Source organism: Chitinophaga sp. G7 BAM 1005 (assembly GCF_057126945.1).
Genome location: NZ_CP181478.1, coordinates 946,522 through 964,741 on the forward strand (window position 1 = coordinate 946,522; position 18,220 = coordinate 964,741).

Sequence of the window (18,220 nt, forward strand, 5' to 3'; positions counted from 1 at the left end):
ACCAAAATGAATCACATGAAACCAAACATATTTTTTATTGTCGTCGCCGCTACCGCCGCCCTGTTTTCCTGTCGCAAGCCCGACACGGTAGTTCGCAAGCAACAGAGCGCATTAAGCGATATTTATCTCACTACAGATGGAAAGGGAAGCGAACGCTTATTTGACGCGCGTTACAGCGCTAATAATGACACCATTTATTTTGATGTTCCCTGGTATTACCCGGCAACATCCGATAATGAGGTGGACCTAAAAAAGCTGATTGTACGGGCTACTATTCCCACAGATGCAATGGTGACGCCTGCCATAGGTGCTGTAACAGACCTGAGCAAACCTTTGAACATCACGATAACGGCCGGCAATGGCGCCAAATCTTCCTATGTAATAGTAGCCAGAAAAGTAGGGGATTATTCTATCAACAGTGCAAAGATCAGCGTTACAGCGGAAGGTGTGGCGCAGGAAATAGAAGGGGTGATACAGGAGAAAGACGTGATCTTTTATGTGCTGCCAGGTGTAGATCTATCCGGTGCTGTTTTCAATTATGAAATCAACAAACATTCTACGGCATCGGTGGCGGAAGGCGCTACGATCAGCCTTGCGCAGGATCAGCCTTTCACCGTAACGGGTATTGACGGCGTATCAAAAACCTATACGCTGCGCACCCGCGAGCCGCAGAAACTGGCCTACGGTGCAGGTATCAACAGGAAGCTGTGGACAAAAACCGGCGCGGAATTATCTTTCACTGCCAATATGGAAACTTCTCTTACCGTGAGCGGAGATTTCCTTGTGCTGGTACGCAGGACCAGTCCTTCCAAATACAGTGTATACAACCGGTTTACGGGCGCTTATGTACGAGAGATGTATTATCCTTTCACAGGGCTGTCGTTTCAGCTCGCCGGTGATACCACGGGAAAGCTGCTCGCAGCCTCCTGGGCGCCGAAAAACAGCAAATTCACGTTGTATAAATACAGCAGCGTAACGGATGCGGCTCCCGTAAAACTGGTAGACTGGACCAACAGCAATCCTACCGGCATCACCGGCGACGGTGGCGTAGGCAGGAGGGTGAATATTTTCGGCGACCTTGATAAAGATGCGGTGATCATGGCTACCGCCGCGCAATCTACTATTATCTACAAATGGCGTATTGCGGGAGGCGCCTTGCTGAGCAATGATCCTGAAATCATCAATTATAAATCCATCGCCGGCGGCGCTTCCAGCTTATGGGGATATTACGCCGAAGCACAACCTGTTTCTGCCGCTGCCAACGGCGATTATTTCCTTAACTACCAGTTTGAAACCGCACTGGTAAACGGCACTACCAACGAAAGATCGGCAGCGCTTACCCTGGGCGATCCGGTGGTGTTTACCATGCCTACCGCTTACGGCACGTTTAACAATGCCAATTACCTGGCCATTGTAAAATACCTGAATTCTTATGATCTGAACCAGGTACAGATGTCGCTTTTTGATGTCACCAATCCTTCAAAAATAAGCCTGCCGCCTACGGATGCCGCTTACCCGCAGTTCAACATATTTAACTCAGACCTGTTTACCGGCACTGCCAATGGCAACGGCACCGCCGATATCTGTATCGGCTACAGCGATAATAAACAGCGGATGCAGGTATATATGATGCTCACCAACGGAGGTGTCATGGCGCGCGAGTTCACTACTTATGCACCTTAAAAAAAGCAGGCTGCCGGCGATGCAAACCGGCGGTCTGCCTGCTGAATGCCTGTAACCATTAATCAATTTACCATGAAGCACAACGTACATTTTATCGGGTTATCCGTTTGCCTCCTGCTGGCAGCGGCATGTAAGAAGTCGGGTAAAGCCGATCCAACCACGGTTCCGCCGGTGGACACCAGCGGAACATTTGTGCCTGGCAGGAATGTGATCGTGTGGGTAGATGCCCGTTCCAACGTTTTCGGAACCTACGGAAGATTAAACGATACCACGCAGATAAAAACAGTGCTGGACACGCTGAAACAAACAGGCGTTACCGGCCTGGTGATAGATGTAAAGGGAAGCACCGGCTACACCATGTACCCCAGCGCATACGCCAAACAGGCAACGTCGATGGATGGTAAATCACTACCGGCTAACGTGGACTATGCAGGATTCATGATCAGCGAAGCGAGGAAAAGATCATTCAAGGTATATGCTTCCATCGTCACTTTTGTAGAGGGAGATGGCAGCAGAAGCATTGGTACCGTGTTTGACGATCCTGCGTTTAAAAGCCGGAACGAATCAATTGTATGCGATGTGAACGGCAACCGCGTGCCGGTTACAACTACCGGCCGCAATGCCTTTGTAAACCCGGCCCGCCCCGAAGTGCAGGCCCGGGCATTGAATATCATCAAAGAGATTGTACAGAAATATGATATTGATGGGCTGATTCTCGATTATGCCCGCTATACGGATATTGATGCCGATTTCTCCGACTTCAGCAAAGAACAGTTTATTGCCTTCCTGAAAGCAAAGTACAATGATAATGATGCTGCGAAGATGAATTTTCCCGGCGATATTGTTACTACCTGGAAAACCAGCAGCGGCCAGGTGTTGCCCGCTGCCACCGGCAAATATTACAAGAAATGGCTGCTGTACCGGGCCGGCGTGATCCACGATTTTTTTAAACAGGCCAGGGCAGCGGTGAAGAGCGTAAAATCTTCCGTGAATTTTGGCGTGTATGTAGGCGCCTGGTATGTTACCTATTACCAGGTGGGCGTGAACTGGGCCAGCGAAGAGTATGATCCTTTCAACGATCAGGCCATCCGGTTCGATTGGGCCTACCCGGAATACAATAAAACGGGATATGCCGAGCAGCTGGACATCATGATGACAGGAAATTATTTTACACAGATCCTGTTATCAGAAAATGCTGCTACCGCCAATCTTACCTATCACTGGTGGAGCGTGGAAGGCTCTATCCGCGGAACCCGTTACGTGACTAAAGATAAGGCGCCCTTATATGGTAGTATTGATATGGGGAATGTGGACTGGGCCAGCAAAGCAGAGATCACCAGGAGTATTAAATATATCACAGCCAATACTACCGGCGGGGTGATGTTGTTTGACCTGGTACATATTTATGCGCCGCAATACAATCGCCTGAAACAGCCTTTGTGGGATGCCGTGAAAGCGGGCCTGCAAAAATAAAAGCATTAAACAACGGAAACACATGCAGCATCGTGATAATAGCCTCGACGCATTGAGAGGGCTGGCTATACTGGCTATGGTACTCAGCAGCAGTATTGCTTTTGGCATACTGCCGGCATGGATGTACCATGCCCAGGAGCCGCCGCCTGCACATATTTTTATGCCGGAGTTGCCGGGTATTACCTGGGTGGACCTGGTATTTCCATTTTTCCTGTTCACAATGGGAGCCGCCATACCATTGGCATTGAGCCGGAAGGCAAAAGAGGGGGCCGGCTTTGGCGCTGTGTTATCGGTTGCCTGCCGGAGATACCTCTTGTTGGCTTTTTTTGCCTTGTTTACCATGCATGCCAGGAGCATTGTTTCAGCCGGTAATCCTTCGCCTTTTATGTACCTGTTACAACCGGCTGCGTTTATCCTGTTGTGTTTTCAATTGTATAAGCCGGCCCGGCAAACGAACCTGTGGACAGCTATAAAACTATTATCGTTTGCGATAGCGGGCGTCCTGTTGTACCTGCTGCCTTTTGAAGATGGCAAAGGTTTTTCTTTATACCGCTTCGATATTATCATGATGGTGCTGGCTAATATGGCCTTTGCGGGTACGCTGGCCTGGTGGAGCACCAGGAATAATCCCTGGTTGCGGATAGGGTTACTCCCTTTTGTGATGGCGGTGTTGCTGGGCGCGGGGGTACCTGGTTCAATGAATGAAGCGGTTTTTCAATGGTCGCCTTTCCCCTGGATGTATAAATTCTATTATTTAAAATACCTGTTCATCATTATTCCCGGTACACTGGCGGGCGAGTGGTTATTGCAGCACAATGCAGTCCGTCCGCCTGCGGACAATGCAGTACCTGCCCGCACGGGTATGCTGGCCGCTTTATCGTTTGCAGTGATCGTTACCAACGTGGTATGTTTGTTTGGCCGGTATCTGCTTGTTAATCTTGTTATTACTATCATACTTTGTTTGCTGTTATATTATTTTTCCGGGAGATTATTACACGCCGCAAAGCCGCTGCTGCTAGGGTTTTTAAAGGCGGGCGTATATCTTTTGCTACTGGGTCTCTTTTTTGAGGCATATGAAGGCGGTATAAAAAAAGATCCTTCCACTTTCAGTTATTATCTTGTAACCGGGGGGCTTGCATTTTTTATGCTAATAACCTTTTATTGCTGGCAGTTGAGCGGCGCCGGCGCCGGTATCCTGAACTATTTAAGCATGAACGGCCGGAACCCTATGGTAGCCTATGTATCGGGCAACCTGTTGCTGTTGCCGCTGTTGCGGTTAAGCGGGGGGATGAGCCTATATACCGCTATGCAGCAAAATATAGCAGGCGGTTTTTTAAGCGGCGTGTTGTTTACGGGAATTGTTTCCCTGATCACGGTGTTTTTTACAAAACGCGGATGGCTATGGAAAACATAGTCATGGCTGCTGTTAACAGGTAAACTATTTTATCAATCATACCGACATCACAACATTATGAATCTTGCGACCATCGACATTTTAATTATATTATTATACCTGGTCATTATCATCGGCCTGGGGTTCTGGATCTCCAAAAAGGCCTCCGGTAACATACAGTCTTACTTCCTTGGGAATAACAATATCAAATGGTACTGGCTGGGTTTCAGCAACAGCAGCGGTATGTTTGATGTAAGCGGTACTGCTTTTTATGTAGCATTGTTATTTATCTACGGGTTTAAGGCGGCCTGGCTGCCGTGGCTGTGGCCCATCTGGAACCAGATATTTGTGATGGTGTTCCTGGCTATCTGGATACGGCGGAGCAATGCCATGACCGGGGCCGACTGGATTATCAAACGATTTGGCGATGACAGGGGAGGCCGGTTGGCACATATGATTGTAGTGATATTTGCAGTGGTAAGCGTGATTGGTTTTATCGGGTATGTATTTGTGGGCATCGGGAAATTTGCTGCCAACATGCTGCCCTGGGATCTTTCCAATGGCATGTTCACCAATCAGCAAACCTATGCGCTGATTATTGTGGCGCTGACGACCCTTTATACCGTGAAAGGCGGTATGTACAGCGTGGTGGCTACCGAAGTATTACAATATGGCATACTGGTAGTGAGTTGTATACTGGTGGTAATATTCGCAGTAAAAGGTGTGAACTACGATCAGCTGCATCAGCAGCTGCCGCAGGGCTGGGCCTCTTTCTGGCCGGAATGGAAGCTGCACCTCAGCTGGGATAATACCTTCCCGCAGGCCAACCGTAAAATAGCCGAAGATGGCTTTACCTGGTTTGGCGCATTGATGCTGATGATGATCGGCAAAGGCATTTTTGCCAGCCTGGCCGGCCCGGTACCGGGTTTTGATATGCAGCGTATCCTTAGCGCCCGCCGGCCCTGGGAAGCGGCCAAGCTGTCGGGGTTCACTAACCTGGTATTGTACATCCCGCTGTTTATGATGGTGAGCGCTTTAACGCTGATAGCCTTCAACGTATTTATGCCTTCTTTACAATCGCAGGCAAAACCCGACTTTGAAACGATCCTGAGCCAGGTGGTAAGCAATTACCTGCCCGCAGGCATCCGGGGCATTGTGCTGGCGGGTTTGCTGGCCTCGTTTATGAGCGCATTCTCCGCTTTTGTGAATGCGGCGCCCGCCTACCTGGTGAACGATTTCTATAAAAAATATTTCAGACCCGACGCGCCGCCGAGGCATTACGTTAAATGTAGTTATCTCGTTTCTATCGGCATTATTGCTACGGGTTGTTTTTTCGGCCTGTTTGCAGATTCTCTCAGTTCTCTCACTATCTGGCTTTCCTCTGCATTATACGGTGGGTATGCTGCTGCCAACGTATTGAAATGGATCTGGTGGCGTTTCAATGGTTACGGCTATTTTGCCGGTATGCTGGCCGGACTGTTATCGGCCACATTTGTACCTAAACTGATGGAGTGGCTGAGCAATCATTATTTCAGCGGCTACAGTGAAGTGTTTGGTAGTGGTATCGGTACGCTGATCTCTTTCTTTATCATCCTGGTATTGTCGATGTCGGCCAGCGTGATCGGATGCCTGCTTACGCCGCCAACGGAAAAAGATACCCTGAAAATATTTTACGCCAACACCCGCCCGTGGGGGTACTGGAACACCGTATTGCAATGGGTAAAGCAGGATGATCCTGCGTTTGAGCCTAACCGCCAGTTTAAATGGGATATGTTGAATGTGCTGGTAGGCATCTGCTGGCAGATGAGCATGGTGATTATGCCGGTATTTTTTGTATTCGGCTATTTCAGAAATGGCTTCCTGGCCGCAACTGTATGGATACTTTGCATGATTGTTTTAAAATTCACCTGGTACGACCGTCTTAAAATTACTGCCGCATGAAAAAGATGATGTATTTTTTAATTTGCCTGTTAACACCCGCGAGTGTAGCAATGGCACAAGAGTCGCTGGATAGCAGCTATGCCAATAACTATTACAAAGAACGTGTAAAATTTTTCAGTGAGCTGCCTGCACCGGCCAAGGGCGTTGTGTTCCTGGGCAACAGTATAACGGAAGTGGGCCCCTGGAGCGAAGTGCTGCCGGGTATAACCGTGAGTAACCGCGGCATCAGCGGCGATAACTCCTTTGGGGTATATGCCCGTCTGGACCAGGTGCTGGCTTTGCATCCGCGGAAAATATTCCTGCTCATAGGCGTTAATGATATAAAAAGAGGAACGCCGCTGAATTATATAGTGGCCAATTATGAGCGGATAGCAGCTAAGGTAAAGGCCACGGCGCCGCATACTACCTTATACCTGCAAAGCGTATTGCCGGTAACGGAACCGGTGTTGGCGGATATTTACGCGAAGATCAGCAACCAGAAAATTAAATTGCTGAACGAAGGATTACAACAGATCGCAGCTAAATACCATTGTACTTACATTGATCTGCATAACGATGTTTTTGCAGGTGAGGATGGACAACTGAAGCGGGAGCTGACAACAGATGGTCTGCATCTCCAGCCACCCGCCTATATTTTATGGGTAGAATACCTGAAACGTAAAAAGTATTTATAGTATGAAAGCAATACCGTATTTTTTCAAACGTATCAGCTGTGTGGCTTTGTTATGTGTGAGCTTCGTTTCTGCGGCGGTAGCGCAAAAAATCGACAGCAGCTACAATAACACCTATTACCAGGGAAGGATGGAGCTGTTTAACACGTTGCCGCTGCAAAAGAAAGCCATTGTTTTTTTGGGCAACAGCATCACGGAACGGGGCGCCTGGGGGGAGTTGGTGCCTGGCGTAAAAGTAATGAACCGGGGTATCGGCGGTGACAATACTTTTGGCGTACTTGCCCGGCTGGATGGTATTGTGAAAGCCGCGCCGCGCAAGCTGTTCCTGCTGATCGGCATCAACGATCTGAGCAGGGGACTACCGCGGGAAGTGATATTGGGAAATTATGATCACATCGTGGCTTATATCCGCACCTATTCTCCCAAAACAAAAATTTATATTCAAAGCGTATTACCTTTATACGAACCATTTACAACGGCTGCATATCTTAAAAATAAAAAAGACAGCATCCTGCAGTTGAACGTGGGCATCCGGAAGATCGCGGAGAAGTATGGTCTGCCTTATATCAATCTTCATGAAATATTTGCCGATGCCAATGGCGACCTGGTAAAAGAACTGACGGCGGATGGCATCCACCTGAAACCTGCGGCCTACGTAATGTGGGTGGACTTCCTGAAAAAGCGGAAATACCTGTAGCAAGGAAAAGTATCGTTATGAATAATAAAAAATTATACGGGCCGGCATTATGGCTGTTGTTATGTATCCCGGCATTTTTGTACGGCGGCGCGCCAGCAAGGGAAATTTATGCGGTGAAGGGCGCGGACACCTTATGGTTTGATCACTACCGCCCGCAAACTGCTGCCAACGGCATCTCTGTGCTGTTTGTACACGGCGGCGGTTTTACCGGCGGAGACCCTGTAAACCAGGCGCCGTTTGCCGAAGGCCTTGCCCGCATGGGATATAATGTGTTTGTGATCAAATACCGTTTATACCTGAAAGGTAAAAGCTTTGGTTGTGAAACCGTGGCGCCGGAAAAACTGAAAGCTATCAGGCTGGCCGTAGAAGATACCCGTGATGCCACCAGCTATTTACGCGGGCATGCCGCTGCATTAAACGTAGATACGTTGAAGTTATTCCTGGCGGGCAGCAGCGCCGGTGCAGAAGCCGTGTTGAACCTGGTGTTCAATCCTTTTGTAAGCCGGAAAAACAGTAGCCATAAACCATTCCGTTACGCCGGCCTGATGGCCTTTTCCGGCGCTGTGCTGGATATGAACCCGGTATATGTGCAGCGGCCGTTTCCTGTGTTGCTGATGCACGGCACCAATGACCAGCTGGTGCCCTACGCCACTGCGGCGCATCATTTCTGCAACGCTACCGATGCCGGATGGATCATGATGTCGGGCGGCTATACGCTTTTTACGGAAATGCAGAAAAAAAGATGGCCGGTAACCCTTTACACGTATGAAGGTAAAGGCCACGAAGTAGCCAGCTTTATGTTCAGAAAGTTTAAGGAGATGGATAACTTTATGCAGAACGCTGTGCAGGGAAAAAAGCAGGCGCCGATGCATTTGATTGAAAAATAAATAGCGGATTATAAATTTTATAGGGAGATATGAAGATAACCGGAACATTCCTGGATGAGATCAGCCACGACATCCCCCATCAGAACTGGGGAGCCAAAGAATGGCGCAGGGATTTTGAGCACATGAAAGCAATCGGGATAGATACCGTGATCCTTATCCGCAGTGGGTACAGGCGTTTTATTACTTATCCGTCGGCCTATCTCATAAAAGAGCAGCAGTGTTACCGTCCGCCGGTAGACCTGGTAGAGCTGTTCCTGCAACTGGCAGATGAGCTGGATATGCAATTCTATTTTGGGTTGTACGACAGCGGCAAATACTGGGATTCCGGGGATATGCAGCACGAAATCGACAGCAACCGTTTTGTTATAGATGAGGTATGGAAAAATTACGGACATCATAAAAGTTTCAAAGGATGGTACCTGAGCATGGAGATCAGCCGTAAAACCAGGGGCGCTACCACGGCTTTCCGTACGTTGGGATTGCAATGCAAAGCCGTGAGCAATGGTCTGCCTACATTGATTTCCCCGTGGATCGATGGCAAGAAAGCAGTGATGGCGGCATCGGCGGTGATTACAAAGGAAGATGCCGTATCTCTCAAAGCGCATGAGCAGGAATGGAGCGAAATATTTGCCGGCGTACAAGGCGCGGTGGATGCCGTTGCGTTCCAGGATGGGCATATTGACTACCACGAACTGGATGATTTTTTTGCAGTCAATAAAAAAATGGCGGATCACTTTGGGCTGCAATGCTGGACCAATGCAGAAAGTTTTGACAGGGATATGCCTATTAAGTTTTTGCCTATCAAATTTGAAAAGCTGCGTTTAAAGCTGGAAGCTGCCAGGAGAGCAGGTTATGATAAGGCCATTACTTTTGAGTTCTCTCATTTTATGAGCCCACAGTCGGCCTACCTGCAGGCGGGACATTTGTATAACCGGTATAAGGAATACCTGGAAGAAATAACGGTTGCGGAGAAATGTGGCCGTTAACCTTCCCTATTTCAGCAAATTTTCAATGGCCTCCTTCAATGACGCATCACTGGGTCGTGGCGCATTGTTATCGGATAGCTTACCTGCTTTATCGATCAAAACATAATGCGGGATAGCATTTGTGTGTACTTTCCAACGCTATCCGCTATAAAGCTCAGCTCAAACTTTGGCAGCAGCCGCTGCATAAACAGAAGGTTCGAATACTCAAAATACAAGGCGCTGATTTCCCTGGTAGTGAAGTGGGAAAAAGTATCCGTTACTTCAAATATGCTTTTTGCCTGGCTGTTAAAGAGGGAAAAGTTTATGCTTCATAGTAGTATGTGGGTTTTGACGGGATCCGGTGACAAAATTTGTCCGCCGTTATCACATAAGATAAGCAGAAAATTGATATGATCCTATCCTCGGTTGAAAGATGTTTAACGGTGATTGTAATTTTAAAACAAATGAATAAATTTGCCACATGAGAATGACTGTAATGTTATAATATAAATTTTCAAGTCTACTAAGATCAATGTCCCGGAGGGGGCATCAATTCTTTATTGTCTGAACTTTTATAGTATAACATTATGCACAGCACCCTGAATCCACAACAAATACAGTCATTTATTACTGACGGCTTTGTCCGTATTGATAATGCTTTTTCTGCTGATTTTGCCAGCGAAGCAAGAAATATTCTATGGAAAGATATTCCGGCGGATCCCAACGACAGCAACACCTGGACAAAACCGGTTGTTTGGCTGGGTATGTATACACAGGAGCCATTTATTAAGGCTGCCAATACCACCGTTCTTCATAGCGCATTCGATCAGCTGGTCGGTAAAGAAAAATGGGTTCCCTGCATGAGCATGGGCGCCTTTCCCATTCGTTTCCCGTCGGAAGTTGATTCAGGGGATACCGGCTGGCACGTAGATGCGGGTTTTGCCGGTGCGGATCCGAATGACTTTTTCGCGGCCAGAATTAATATAAACTCTAAAGGCCGTGCCTTGCTGATGCTGTTTTTATTTTCGGATGTCGGCGAGCGGGATGCGCCAACCAGGATTCTAAAGGGCTCACATCTGGATGTTGCCCGATTGATGGAGCCGGAAGGTAAAGAAGGACTTTCTTTCATGGAGCTGGCAATGAAGTTGCCGGAATTGCCGGAGAGGGAGGAAGTGCAGGCCACGGGAAAGGCCGGCACCGTATATCTTTGTCATCCGTTCCTGGTTCATGCTGCCCAGCGACATCGTGGTCTGGTACCTAAGTTTATGGCACAGCCGCCGCTGTTACTCAGAAGCGGGTTTGATATCAGTGGTACGGGCCCGTGCAGTCCGGTAGAGGAAGCAATAAAAATCGCATTGGACGTTTAGCGTGTGTAATAAAGTAGATGTCCGGATATGCCTGCGGGATATCCGGACGTCTTTTTTTGCTCATTTTTCTCTGCAAAAGAAGTATTGTGAGCTATTTCGCCAGCAGGGCTTGCCTTTCAAAGATTACTCCGGGCCAGCCGTGAATGATAAATTGCCTGATATTTTGATGATCTGTACCATCCGGTGTATTTAATACAGCCTGGTAGTGTTCAGCAAATAAGTGAAGGGTATCTTCTTTGTTCAGGTTATTTAACTGCGCGAAAGCAAACACCTTTGCACTTCCCTGATTTTGGGTGGCTTCATTATATGCCTCTCCATTTTTAAAAGCTGCAGGCTGGTGTTGATAGTGAGTTTCTATAAATTCAATCACCTCTTTGAAACTAAGTGAATTGTCTTTTAATTTTTTAATCAGCGTAATCAGTTGCTCTTTCATCCAGCGTATTATGTATTTAAAATCAATGTGAGGCTGTGCAAAGGCTTTGGGGGCGGCACAACTCATTTAACAGGTCAAAAATAGAAAAAGATGACGTTGTCGTTCTGATTTTTTCAGGATGGGCGTAGCCATTTTTTCAGCAGCCGGGTAATCACAGGCATTACCACCCATGTTAACAAGGCTACCATGCAAATTGCAATAATAAACGCCCGCAGCGGCATGGGCAGGTTTTGAAGATAGGGGCCTACTGTGAATGACAACAACAGGCTTGTGGGGAAAACACCGCATAAGGTGGCTACAGCCATTTTCCATCTTGGAGGCGGCAGCGGATAGCGAAACCAGGCTTCCAGTCCTGTTAGCGGCCTGTAAACCGGTTCTTCGGTAAGCTTTGAGGCGTAAGCCTCCCAGTCTTTAAAAAGTTTTGAATTATAAAATGCGTCTCTTTCTGCTTCATCAGCAAAAGTTCGTAAGATGCCAATTTCATTGGAATCTGAACCCGGCAGCGATGTGATCATGGCAGCGCCATGAACGCCGCCATGTATAAATGATTCACCGAGGAATTGCCTGAGGGCTGCTTTAAATTCCTCTTCTTTTCCGGGAAGCACTTTTCTTGTAATGGCTACATGTATCGACATCTGTTAAATGATATTTAAAGGAAGCAACAAATAAATATACAAAAAATGTTTTCCCGGATGCCGATGGGTTTATAGCTGCTCTGTTTTGCTGATTCCACTAAATCCGCGATATAAGCTTTTAATGTTGTTGTAACCCTGACAGGATTTGGCTCCTCGTATTTTTTCCATAAGAGAAGCTGCTAATGGTTATCGAAGGCACGATGTAACTGCCCTGAAGAGGAAAGTAAGCCTGTGTTTTAAAGCCTGGCTTTCCCTGGTTATAGGTGGGTATCTGGAACGTATAACCCCGGTAGTTCGAATAAGCGGTACCATTAGCAGGGTTGCTCACTTCACCGGTCGGGAAATTAAACACCCGTGGGATGCGGCCAAAGCTGTCCAGCTGCTGCGTAAAATCGTTGACATTAAAAGTAACGGGGAAGACAGGTCCGGCGCTGGCTTCAGTATTGGCAGGTAGGATTTGAAGATAGATTTCCTTAAGAAAAAAGCCGCCTCCCAAAAAGGAAACGGCTTTTACATCATCACTCAAAAACAATTTCTATTTCTTTTCAGGCAACGCCACAAAGCGGATCACATTCTTTCCACTCAGGTAGTTCTTTGACGCAGCCTTAATGGATGCGCCGTTAACGCGGCCCAGTTGTTTTTCTATATTGGGCAGCTCTTTCAATTCTTCTTTACTTTCTATTTTCCCGGAGATAAATTGTAACCAGAATTCATTGCTTTCTGACTGTAATTCATATTGCTTCCGGAAGCCTGCTTTGAACTTCTGCACTTCATCGGCAGTGGCGCCCTGTTGCTGTAAATTGGCAATATCCTGCTGCACCAGTCCTACCAGGTGTTCTACGTGTTCAGGCGCACAGCCGAATGATACATTTACGGCAAAGCGCTGATCGGGTTCTTTCGACATATTTGCATTTACAGAAGGGGTGTATACTTCTCCGGCGTTTTCCCGCAGGCTTGTTAACAGGCGGTATTGAAGGATTTCAGACAACGCCTGCAGCTGCACTTTATTTTCGGTACTATACACGCAGTCGCCATTGTAAACCAGTAATACCGTGGCTTTATTGTCTGTTCCTTTGGTCACCGTTTTTACCAGCTGACCTTTAGGCACGCGCAGCGGCAGTTTAACGGCTTTCTCCTTTCTGTTCAGGGAAGGCAATGCACCGAGGTACTGTTCGAGCAGTGGCTTTATGCTATCGGTGTTGAAATTCCCTACAAATACGAAGTTGGTCTGCGAGGCATCCGCAAAGCGGTCGCGGTAAACTTCATAGGCTTTTTCCAGGCTGATGCTATCAAGTCTGCTTAAAGTAGATGGGCTTGTGCGGTAATTGTAGCCGCTTAATATAGCGGTCACAGTATCTTTAAATACATTGCCCGGATCATTGTAACGGGTTTGGATCTGCTCCCTGGATTGCGCCAACGCATTTTCAAATAGCACGGTATCTTTCCGGGGTGCGGTAAACCGCAGGTATACCAGTTGCATCGCCGTTTCAAAATCCTTTATGGTACTGGCGCCGCCAACTCCCTGGCTACGTCCGCTGATGAACGCGCCCACGGAGGCAGATTTGCCGTTTAATACCTTTGATAATTGAACCGGCGAAAGGTCGGCAAGACCGGACCCACTTATAATTCCGTTTGCACTGGAAGCGCTGGGGTAGTCTTCATTTGAATATTTATTGATACCACCCGGTGCAAATGACAGGAACTGGATCACATCATTTTTGTACGTGGTAGGTTTGAGCCATACTTTTACGCCATTGCTCAGGGTTAGCTGCTGTATTCCTAATGCGGGATACTTTTTTTGCGCTACTACTTTTCCGGGTGAGGGTATTTTCTTTAGCAGCGGCTGGTTGATAACATTGTCTTTGTACTGTGCCAGTGAGCTTGCTGCTATTGTTTTAAACCATCCATTAACGGCAGCGGAATCGGGAAGATTTTTTTTCTCTTTGTCAGGGGCAACGATGAAAATATCGCGGTTGGTATCTTTGATATATTCGTTGGCTACTGCTTTCAGGTCGTCAAGACTGATGCCGGGCAATTCCTTTTTCAGGAAGTTGTATTCCCAGTCGAACCCTGGTGAAGCCGCTCCTTCAAGGAACAGCGCCTGGTATTCTTTCACGTAGCTTTCAGAAACTGTTTTATCTTTTTCCTTTGCTGCTTTTTCCAGGTTTGTGAGGTAGGCCACTTTGGCGCGGTCCAGTTCTGATTGTGTAAAGCCGAAGCGTTTTACCTGTTCTACTTCCGACCAGCCGGCGGCAAAGGCTTCCGCCAGTTTACCGGGTTTAGCGGTCACGGAAAAGGAGAACTGATCCAGTCCGCCCATTAAGTTGCCGATGCCTGCGTTTACACCCAGGAATGGAGGATTGGGTTTTTGAGATAACTCCCCGATCCGGGCGCCGAGTATCTGGTTAAACAACGACCGTTTTACCGTGTTGAGATAGTCGGTAGTGGTGATCATTTTACCGGCGGTATGCTTTATCGCCATTTCCAGGTTGGTGACAGATACTTCGGGGTCGGTAATGGTGAGGAACTGATTTTTGCCTGTGAGAGCAATTTTATAATCGGGTCTGGGTTTTTCATTAGCGGGGTTTTTGAGGTCTGCAAATTGTTTGCGGATCTGTTGTTCTACCTGGTCAACATCCACATCGCCCACTACGATGAGCGCCTGCAGGTTGGGACGGTACCAGTCGTGGTAAAAACGACGGAGGGTTGCCGCCGGGAAATGCAGGAGTATGCTATCTGTACCAATGGGCGACCGGTTGGCATACCTGGCATTGTTTAACACCACGGGGAGTGTTTGGTCCTGAATGCGTGCTGCTACTCCTTCGCGCAGGCGTTTCTCTTCAATGATCACGCCTCTTTCTTTGTCAATATCGTCTGTTTCCAGCAGGGCTTCCTGTGCCCAGTCGCGCATAATATCCAGGCCACGGCTTACCATTTTTGGATCGGCGGTAGGAATAGGCAGCTGGTAAACGGTTTCATCGAACGATGTAAAAGCGTTCAGGTCGGCACCAAAACGTACGCCTGCTTTCTGCAGGTAATCGATCAGTTCATTTTTGGGGAAATGGGTGGTACCGTTAAAGTTCATGTGCTCCAGGAAATGAGCAAGACCACGTTGGTCCTCATCTTCCAGGATAGAACCTACTTTGTTGGCCAGGTAGAATAGCGCCCGTTTGGAAGGTTCATTGTTTTTACGGATGTAGTAGGTAAACCCATTTGATAATTGCCCGGTACGAACTGCAGCGTCCAGCGGAATGACCTGGCTCTGACCGGAGCCCTGCGCAAAGCTGTGTGCTGTTGAAAGACATAGCAGCCCTGCTATGGCCAGATAACGATAATGCATAGATGTTTATCTTTTGTTGGTTTTTGTATGTAACACGGTTCCGTTATAAAGAGGCGGATCAAAGCATTACAGCATGTCTAAGATACCCTCATTCTCAATAATAATCATTCCCTGCCTGTCTGTTGTAATACCTTTTTGCAGGGTATAGGTGTATTTCGGTACGGTACCTTCCATGATGGTTGGCAGGAATTCAAACTGTATATGATCGCCTTCGGTTTTTAGTGCGTCCCCCACTTCAAAGATATGGGTGGAGATAATAAAGAAGCAGTCCCTGAAAGCGGTGAAGGCCGCTGTTACGGCCAGTGTGGCGTCATAAGCATCTTTCACGTTGGTGCCTTTAAACAGTTCGTCGAAAATAACGAAGAGATGTTTGTCTGCGTCTACTTCTTCCGCTACCTTTTTTACGCGGAGTACTTCTGCATAAAAATGGCTGTATCCGCGGTTCAGGTCATCAGGCACATTTACAGAAGAGTAAATACCATCCAGTACCGAGAACTCCAGTTCCTGCGCGGCTACGGGAAATCCCATATGCGCGAGGTACATCATGATACCGGTTGCTTTCATCAGGGTGGACTTGCCCGCCATATTGGCCCCGGTGAGGAATAGCACGTTGCTGTTGCCGTTAAACGAAAGCGTGTTGGGCACTGCTTTATCCAGGCCGGGATGTTTAACTCCTTTGGCCGCCAGCACATTTTTTTCTTTCGGCAATGCCTTTGCATAGGTAAATCCTTTTGCTTTGGCAATGCCGGAAACGGTGAGATACACTTCTATTTCGTAGGTGAGCTCCAGCAGGATTTTTAACTTATCCTGGAATACATGTGCCAGCAGGTAGTGTAGCCTGGCGGTTTGCAGCAGTGATCTTTCGGCGCTTATATTTTGCAGCCGCTTATCCCGGAGGATGTTCCGGGCGCCTGCCACCCATTTTTCCCAGGGGGTATTTTTGTCACGGCCTTCTTTTTCCAGCTGACCAAGTAGGGTAGTGAAGCCTTTCAACAGCTGTACGCAGGTAGCTATTCCCTGCAGCTGCAGTTCATATGCATCATCCTTTACCAACAGGGCCGCTAATTTTTTCCGGCTCATTTGCCAGAGGGCCAGGGGAAAGTTGCTGTCGCTTCCTTCATCCAGGAAGGCTTCCGTGCTGCCCAGCAATTGTTCCTCAAAAGGGAACGGAATGGGCTGATCGCCGAAGTAGCGGAATGCGGCGCTCCTGGCATTGATCTGGTCCGCATCGGTTAACGGATGGAGGAACATGGCATCCAGCAGTTTTTCCGCGCCCCGGGTTTTTACCTGGTTGAAAAGGCAGAAGATGGAATTAGCATTATACTTTCCAAGCAGCGACAGATCGTCCAGTGTTTGTTTATCTGCAATAAAGCTCATGTGGTCTTCTTTATTGATTTTTTCCTGGCCAATATGTCCAGGATACCTTCATTTTTTATAATTACCATACCATGCCTGTCGGAAGTAATACCGGCAGCCAGTTTATGGGTATAAACAGGCTTGCTGCCTTCCATTAACGTTGGCAGGTATACGAAATTGATATTGTCACATTTCTCTTTGAGTACGTCGCCGGCTTCAATGATATGTGTAGATACTACGAACATACAGTTCTTCCTGCGTGCAATGGCAGATGTAATGGCGATGGTGGCTTCGTATGCGTCTTTCACATTGGTGCCGCGGAACAGTTCATCAAAGATGACAAACAGGTATTTATCGCGGCTTAGTTCCTGTGCAATGGTTTTAACACGCAGCACTTCTGCATAAAAGTGACTGGCGCCCTGGCTCAGGTTATCCGGCAGGTTGATGGTGGTGAAAATGCCATCTCTTACAGAAAACTCCATTTTTGCGGCAGGTACCGGGAATCCCATCTGGCCCAGGAACATAGCAATGCCCAGTGCTTTCATGAAGGTAGATTTCCCGGCCATGTTGGCGCCTGTCAGGAAAATAATATTGCTTGAGGGACTAATGGTGAGGGTATTGACCACCGGTTTGGTTAAAGACGGATGGTAAAAGTCTTCCAGTATAACTGTTTGCTTTTCCGCATCAAGGGCAACGGGGAAGCAGAATTTGCGCTCCCGGGCGGTGCGGGCAACAGACAGGTATACATCGGCCAGGTAGATATGTCCCAACAGTTGCAACACGATACCCCGTTGCCGGAAGCGGAGTATTTTATCATACTCCGCTACCGTGGCAAAGGAAAATTTCTGTTTGGTATGTTCCTGCAGCAGGGGTTGCAATTCTGCTGTTTGTAATAACCTGTCGATGGAGGCGAGTTCCTTGTTGTAAGGAAGATCCGCTACCTGTTGCCGGATGTTGTCTGCAAATGCGCGGGTTGCCTGTAAGATGCCGATCAGGCTTACTACGCCTTTTTCAATGGCTTTGTATTCCGTATCGGCGGCAATCAGGTGATTAAACTTCCTGCCCAGCGTATGTTCCTGGTCATTCAGTTTGGTGCGCTCATCGGTATTCTGCAGGTGTTGTTCTGCGGCATCAAACCAGTCGCCTTCATACGGGAAGCGGATCTCCTGTTGGGAAAACGCGCGGATGATGGTGCTGCGTGCATTGATAGCCGCTGCGTCTGAGAGCGGGCTGCGGAACATTTCTTCCATCAGTTCCGATCCTCCGCGGGTAAAGGTGCGGTTAAATATTGTATACACTGAATCGCCTCCACCTTTCCCGAAAATATTCAGGTCATTCAGCGTTTGTTTGTCGGTCATTAGGCTCATACCAGCTGTTTG

Annotated in this window: 15 protein-coding genes; 9 read left to right on the top strand and 6 right to left on the bottom strand. The window is 47.8% G+C overall.

The annotated features are described in order from the left end of the window. Positions 1–15: 15 nt before the first annotated feature. The 9 genes from ACMXI2_RS03760 (at position 16) to ACMXI2_RS03800 (ending at position 11,077) form a co-directional block, all read left to right on the top strand. A complete protein-coding gene (locus tag ACMXI2_RS03760) occupies positions 16–1,683 on the top strand; it encodes a DUF5018 domain-containing protein (protein ID WP_483780375.1) in 1,668 nt (555 codons plus the stop codon). Between the two features lie 72 nt (positions 1,684–1,755). Next, positions 1,756–3,156 carry an alpha amylase family protein gene (locus tag ACMXI2_RS03765; RefSeq protein WP_483780376.1) on the top strand — a complete coding sequence of 467 codons (1,401 nt, stop codon included), beginning with the start codon at positions 1,756–1,758 and terminating at the stop codon, positions 3,154–3,156. Between the two features lie 22 nt (positions 3,157–3,178). Beyond that, complete coding sequence (locus ACMXI2_RS03770; RefSeq protein WP_483780377.1) at positions 3,179–4,570, top strand: DUF5009 domain-containing protein; 1,392 nt, start codon at positions 3,179–3,181, stop codon at positions 4,568–4,570. 57 nt (positions 4,571–4,627) lie between these two features. Then, a complete protein-coding gene (locus tag ACMXI2_RS03775) occupies positions 4,628–6,490 on the top strand; it encodes a sodium:solute symporter family protein (RefSeq protein WP_483780378.1) in 1,863 nt (620 codons plus the stop codon). Then, positions 6,487–7,164, top strand: coding sequence for a GDSL-type esterase/lipase family protein (locus ACMXI2_RS03780; protein WP_483780379.1), 678 nt, complete (start codon positions 6,487–6,489; stop codon positions 7,162–7,164). The genes ACMXI2_RS03775 and ACMXI2_RS03780 overlap by 4 nt, the downstream gene beginning before the upstream one ends. A gap of 1 nt (position 7,165) precedes the next feature. Further along, a complete protein-coding gene (locus ACMXI2_RS03785) occupies positions 7,166–7,858 on the top strand; it encodes a GDSL-type esterase/lipase family protein (RefSeq protein WP_483780380.1) in 693 nt (230 codons plus the stop codon). A 17-nt stretch (positions 7,859–7,875) separates the two neighbouring features. Beyond that, on the top strand, positions 7,876–8,745 hold the full coding sequence (locus tag ACMXI2_RS03790; RefSeq protein WP_483780381.1) for an alpha/beta hydrolase: 870 nt from the start codon (positions 7,876–7,878) through the stop codon (positions 8,743–8,745). Between the two features lie 29 nt (positions 8,746–8,774). Then, the gene (locus ACMXI2_RS03795) at positions 8,775–9,731 is read left to right on the top strand and encodes a DUF4434 domain-containing protein (RefSeq protein ID WP_483780382.1); all 957 of its coding nucleotides are present in this window, start codon (positions 8,775–8,777) and stop codon (positions 9,729–9,731) included. A gap of 566 nt (positions 9,732–10,297) precedes the next feature. Beyond that, entirely contained in the window at positions 10,298–11,077 is a 780-nt protein-coding gene (locus ACMXI2_RS03800) for a phytanoyl-CoA dioxygenase family protein (RefSeq protein WP_483780383.1), read from the top strand. 91 nt (positions 11,078–11,168) lie between these two features. On the opposite strand, the gene ACMXI2_RS03805 is transcribed toward ACMXI2_RS03800, so the two are convergent. The 6 genes from ACMXI2_RS03805 to ACMXI2_RS03830 form a co-directional block, all read right to left on the bottom strand. Next, positions 11,169–11,510 carry a HopJ type III effector protein gene (locus ACMXI2_RS03805; protein WP_483780384.1) on the bottom strand — a complete coding sequence of 114 codons (342 nt, stop codon included), beginning with the start codon at positions 11,508–11,510 and terminating at the stop codon, positions 11,169–11,171. A gap of 113 nt (positions 11,511–11,623) precedes the next feature. Beyond that, positions 11,624–12,145, bottom strand: a complete 522-nt coding sequence (locus ACMXI2_RS03810) for a hypothetical protein (RefSeq protein WP_483780385.1) — start codon at positions 12,143–12,145, stop codon at positions 11,624–11,626. Positions 12,146–12,263: 118 nt separating this feature from the next. Further along, positions 12,264–12,671, bottom strand: coding sequence for a hypothetical protein (locus tag ACMXI2_RS03815; protein ID WP_483780386.1), 408 nt, complete (start codon positions 12,669–12,671; stop codon positions 12,264–12,266). Positions 12,672–12,680: 9 nt separating this feature from the next. Continuing rightward, on the bottom strand, positions 12,681–15,485 hold the full coding sequence (locus ACMXI2_RS03820) for a M16 family metallopeptidase (RefSeq protein WP_483780387.1): 2,805 nt from the start codon (positions 15,483–15,485) through the stop codon (positions 12,681–12,683). Positions 15,486–15,551: 66 nt separating this feature from the next. Next, complete coding sequence (locus tag ACMXI2_RS03825) at positions 15,552–16,862, bottom strand: MutS-related protein (protein WP_483780388.1); 1,311 nt, start codon at positions 16,860–16,862, stop codon at positions 15,552–15,554. Next, positions 16,859–18,208 carry a MutS-related protein gene (locus tag ACMXI2_RS03830; RefSeq protein ID WP_483780389.1) on the bottom strand — a complete coding sequence of 450 codons (1,350 nt, stop codon included), beginning with the start codon at positions 18,206–18,208 and terminating at the stop codon, positions 16,859–16,861. The genes ACMXI2_RS03825 and ACMXI2_RS03830 overlap by 4 nt, the downstream gene beginning before the upstream one ends. Positions 18,209–18,220: the final 12 nt, after the last annotated feature.

What these genes read in the sequence shown, in the direction of transcription:
- ACMXI2_RS03760 (WP_483780375.1), top strand. Translation starts at nt 16, where the DNA reads ATGAAACCAAACATATTTTTTATTGTCGTCGCCGCTACCGCCGCCCTG.
- ACMXI2_RS03765 (WP_483780376.1), top strand. Translation starts at nt 1,756, where the DNA reads ATGAAGCACAACGTACATTTTATCGGGTTATCCGTTTGCCTCCTGCTG.
- ACMXI2_RS03770 (WP_483780377.1), top strand. Translation starts at nt 3,179, where the DNA reads ATGCAGCATCGTGATAATAGCCTCGACGCATTGAGAGGGCTGGCTATA.
- ACMXI2_RS03775 (WP_483780378.1), top strand. Translation starts at nt 4,628, where the DNA reads ATGAATCTTGCGACCATCGACATTTTAATTATATTATTATACCTGGTC.
- ACMXI2_RS03780 (WP_483780379.1), top strand. Translation starts at nt 6,487, where the DNA reads ATGAAAAAGATGATGTATTTTTTAATTTGCCTGTTAACACCCGCGAGT.
- ACMXI2_RS03785 (WP_483780380.1), top strand. Translation starts at nt 7,166, where the DNA reads ATGAAAGCAATACCGTATTTTTTCAAACGTATCAGCTGTGTGGCTTTG.
- ACMXI2_RS03790 (WP_483780381.1), top strand. Translation starts at nt 7,876, where the DNA reads ATGAATAATAAAAAATTATACGGGCCGGCATTATGGCTGTTGTTATGT.
- ACMXI2_RS03795 (WP_483780382.1), top strand. Translation starts at nt 8,775, where the DNA reads ATGAAGATAACCGGAACATTCCTGGATGAGATCAGCCACGACATCCCC.
- ACMXI2_RS03800 (WP_483780383.1), top strand. Translation starts at nt 10,298, where the DNA reads ATGCACAGCACCCTGAATCCACAACAAATACAGTCATTTATTACTGAC.
- ACMXI2_RS03805 (WP_483780384.1), bottom strand. Translation starts at nt 11,510, where the DNA reads ATGAAAGAGCAACTGATTACGCTGATTAAAAAATTAAAAGACAATTCA.
- ACMXI2_RS03810 (WP_483780385.1), bottom strand. Translation starts at nt 12,145, where the DNA reads ATGTCGATACATGTAGCCATTACAAGAAAAGTGCTTCCCGGAAAAGAA.
- ACMXI2_RS03820 (WP_483780387.1), bottom strand. Translation starts at nt 15,485, where the DNA reads ATGCATTATCGTTATCTGGCCATAGCAGGGCTGCTATGTCTTTCAACA.
- ACMXI2_RS03825 (WP_483780388.1), bottom strand. Translation starts at nt 16,862, where the DNA reads ATGAGCTTTATTGCAGATAAACAAACACTGGACGATCTGTCGCTGCTT.
- ACMXI2_RS03830 (WP_483780389.1), bottom strand. Translation starts at nt 18,208, where the DNA reads ATGAGCCTAATGACCGACAAACAAACGCTGAATGACCTGAATATTTTC.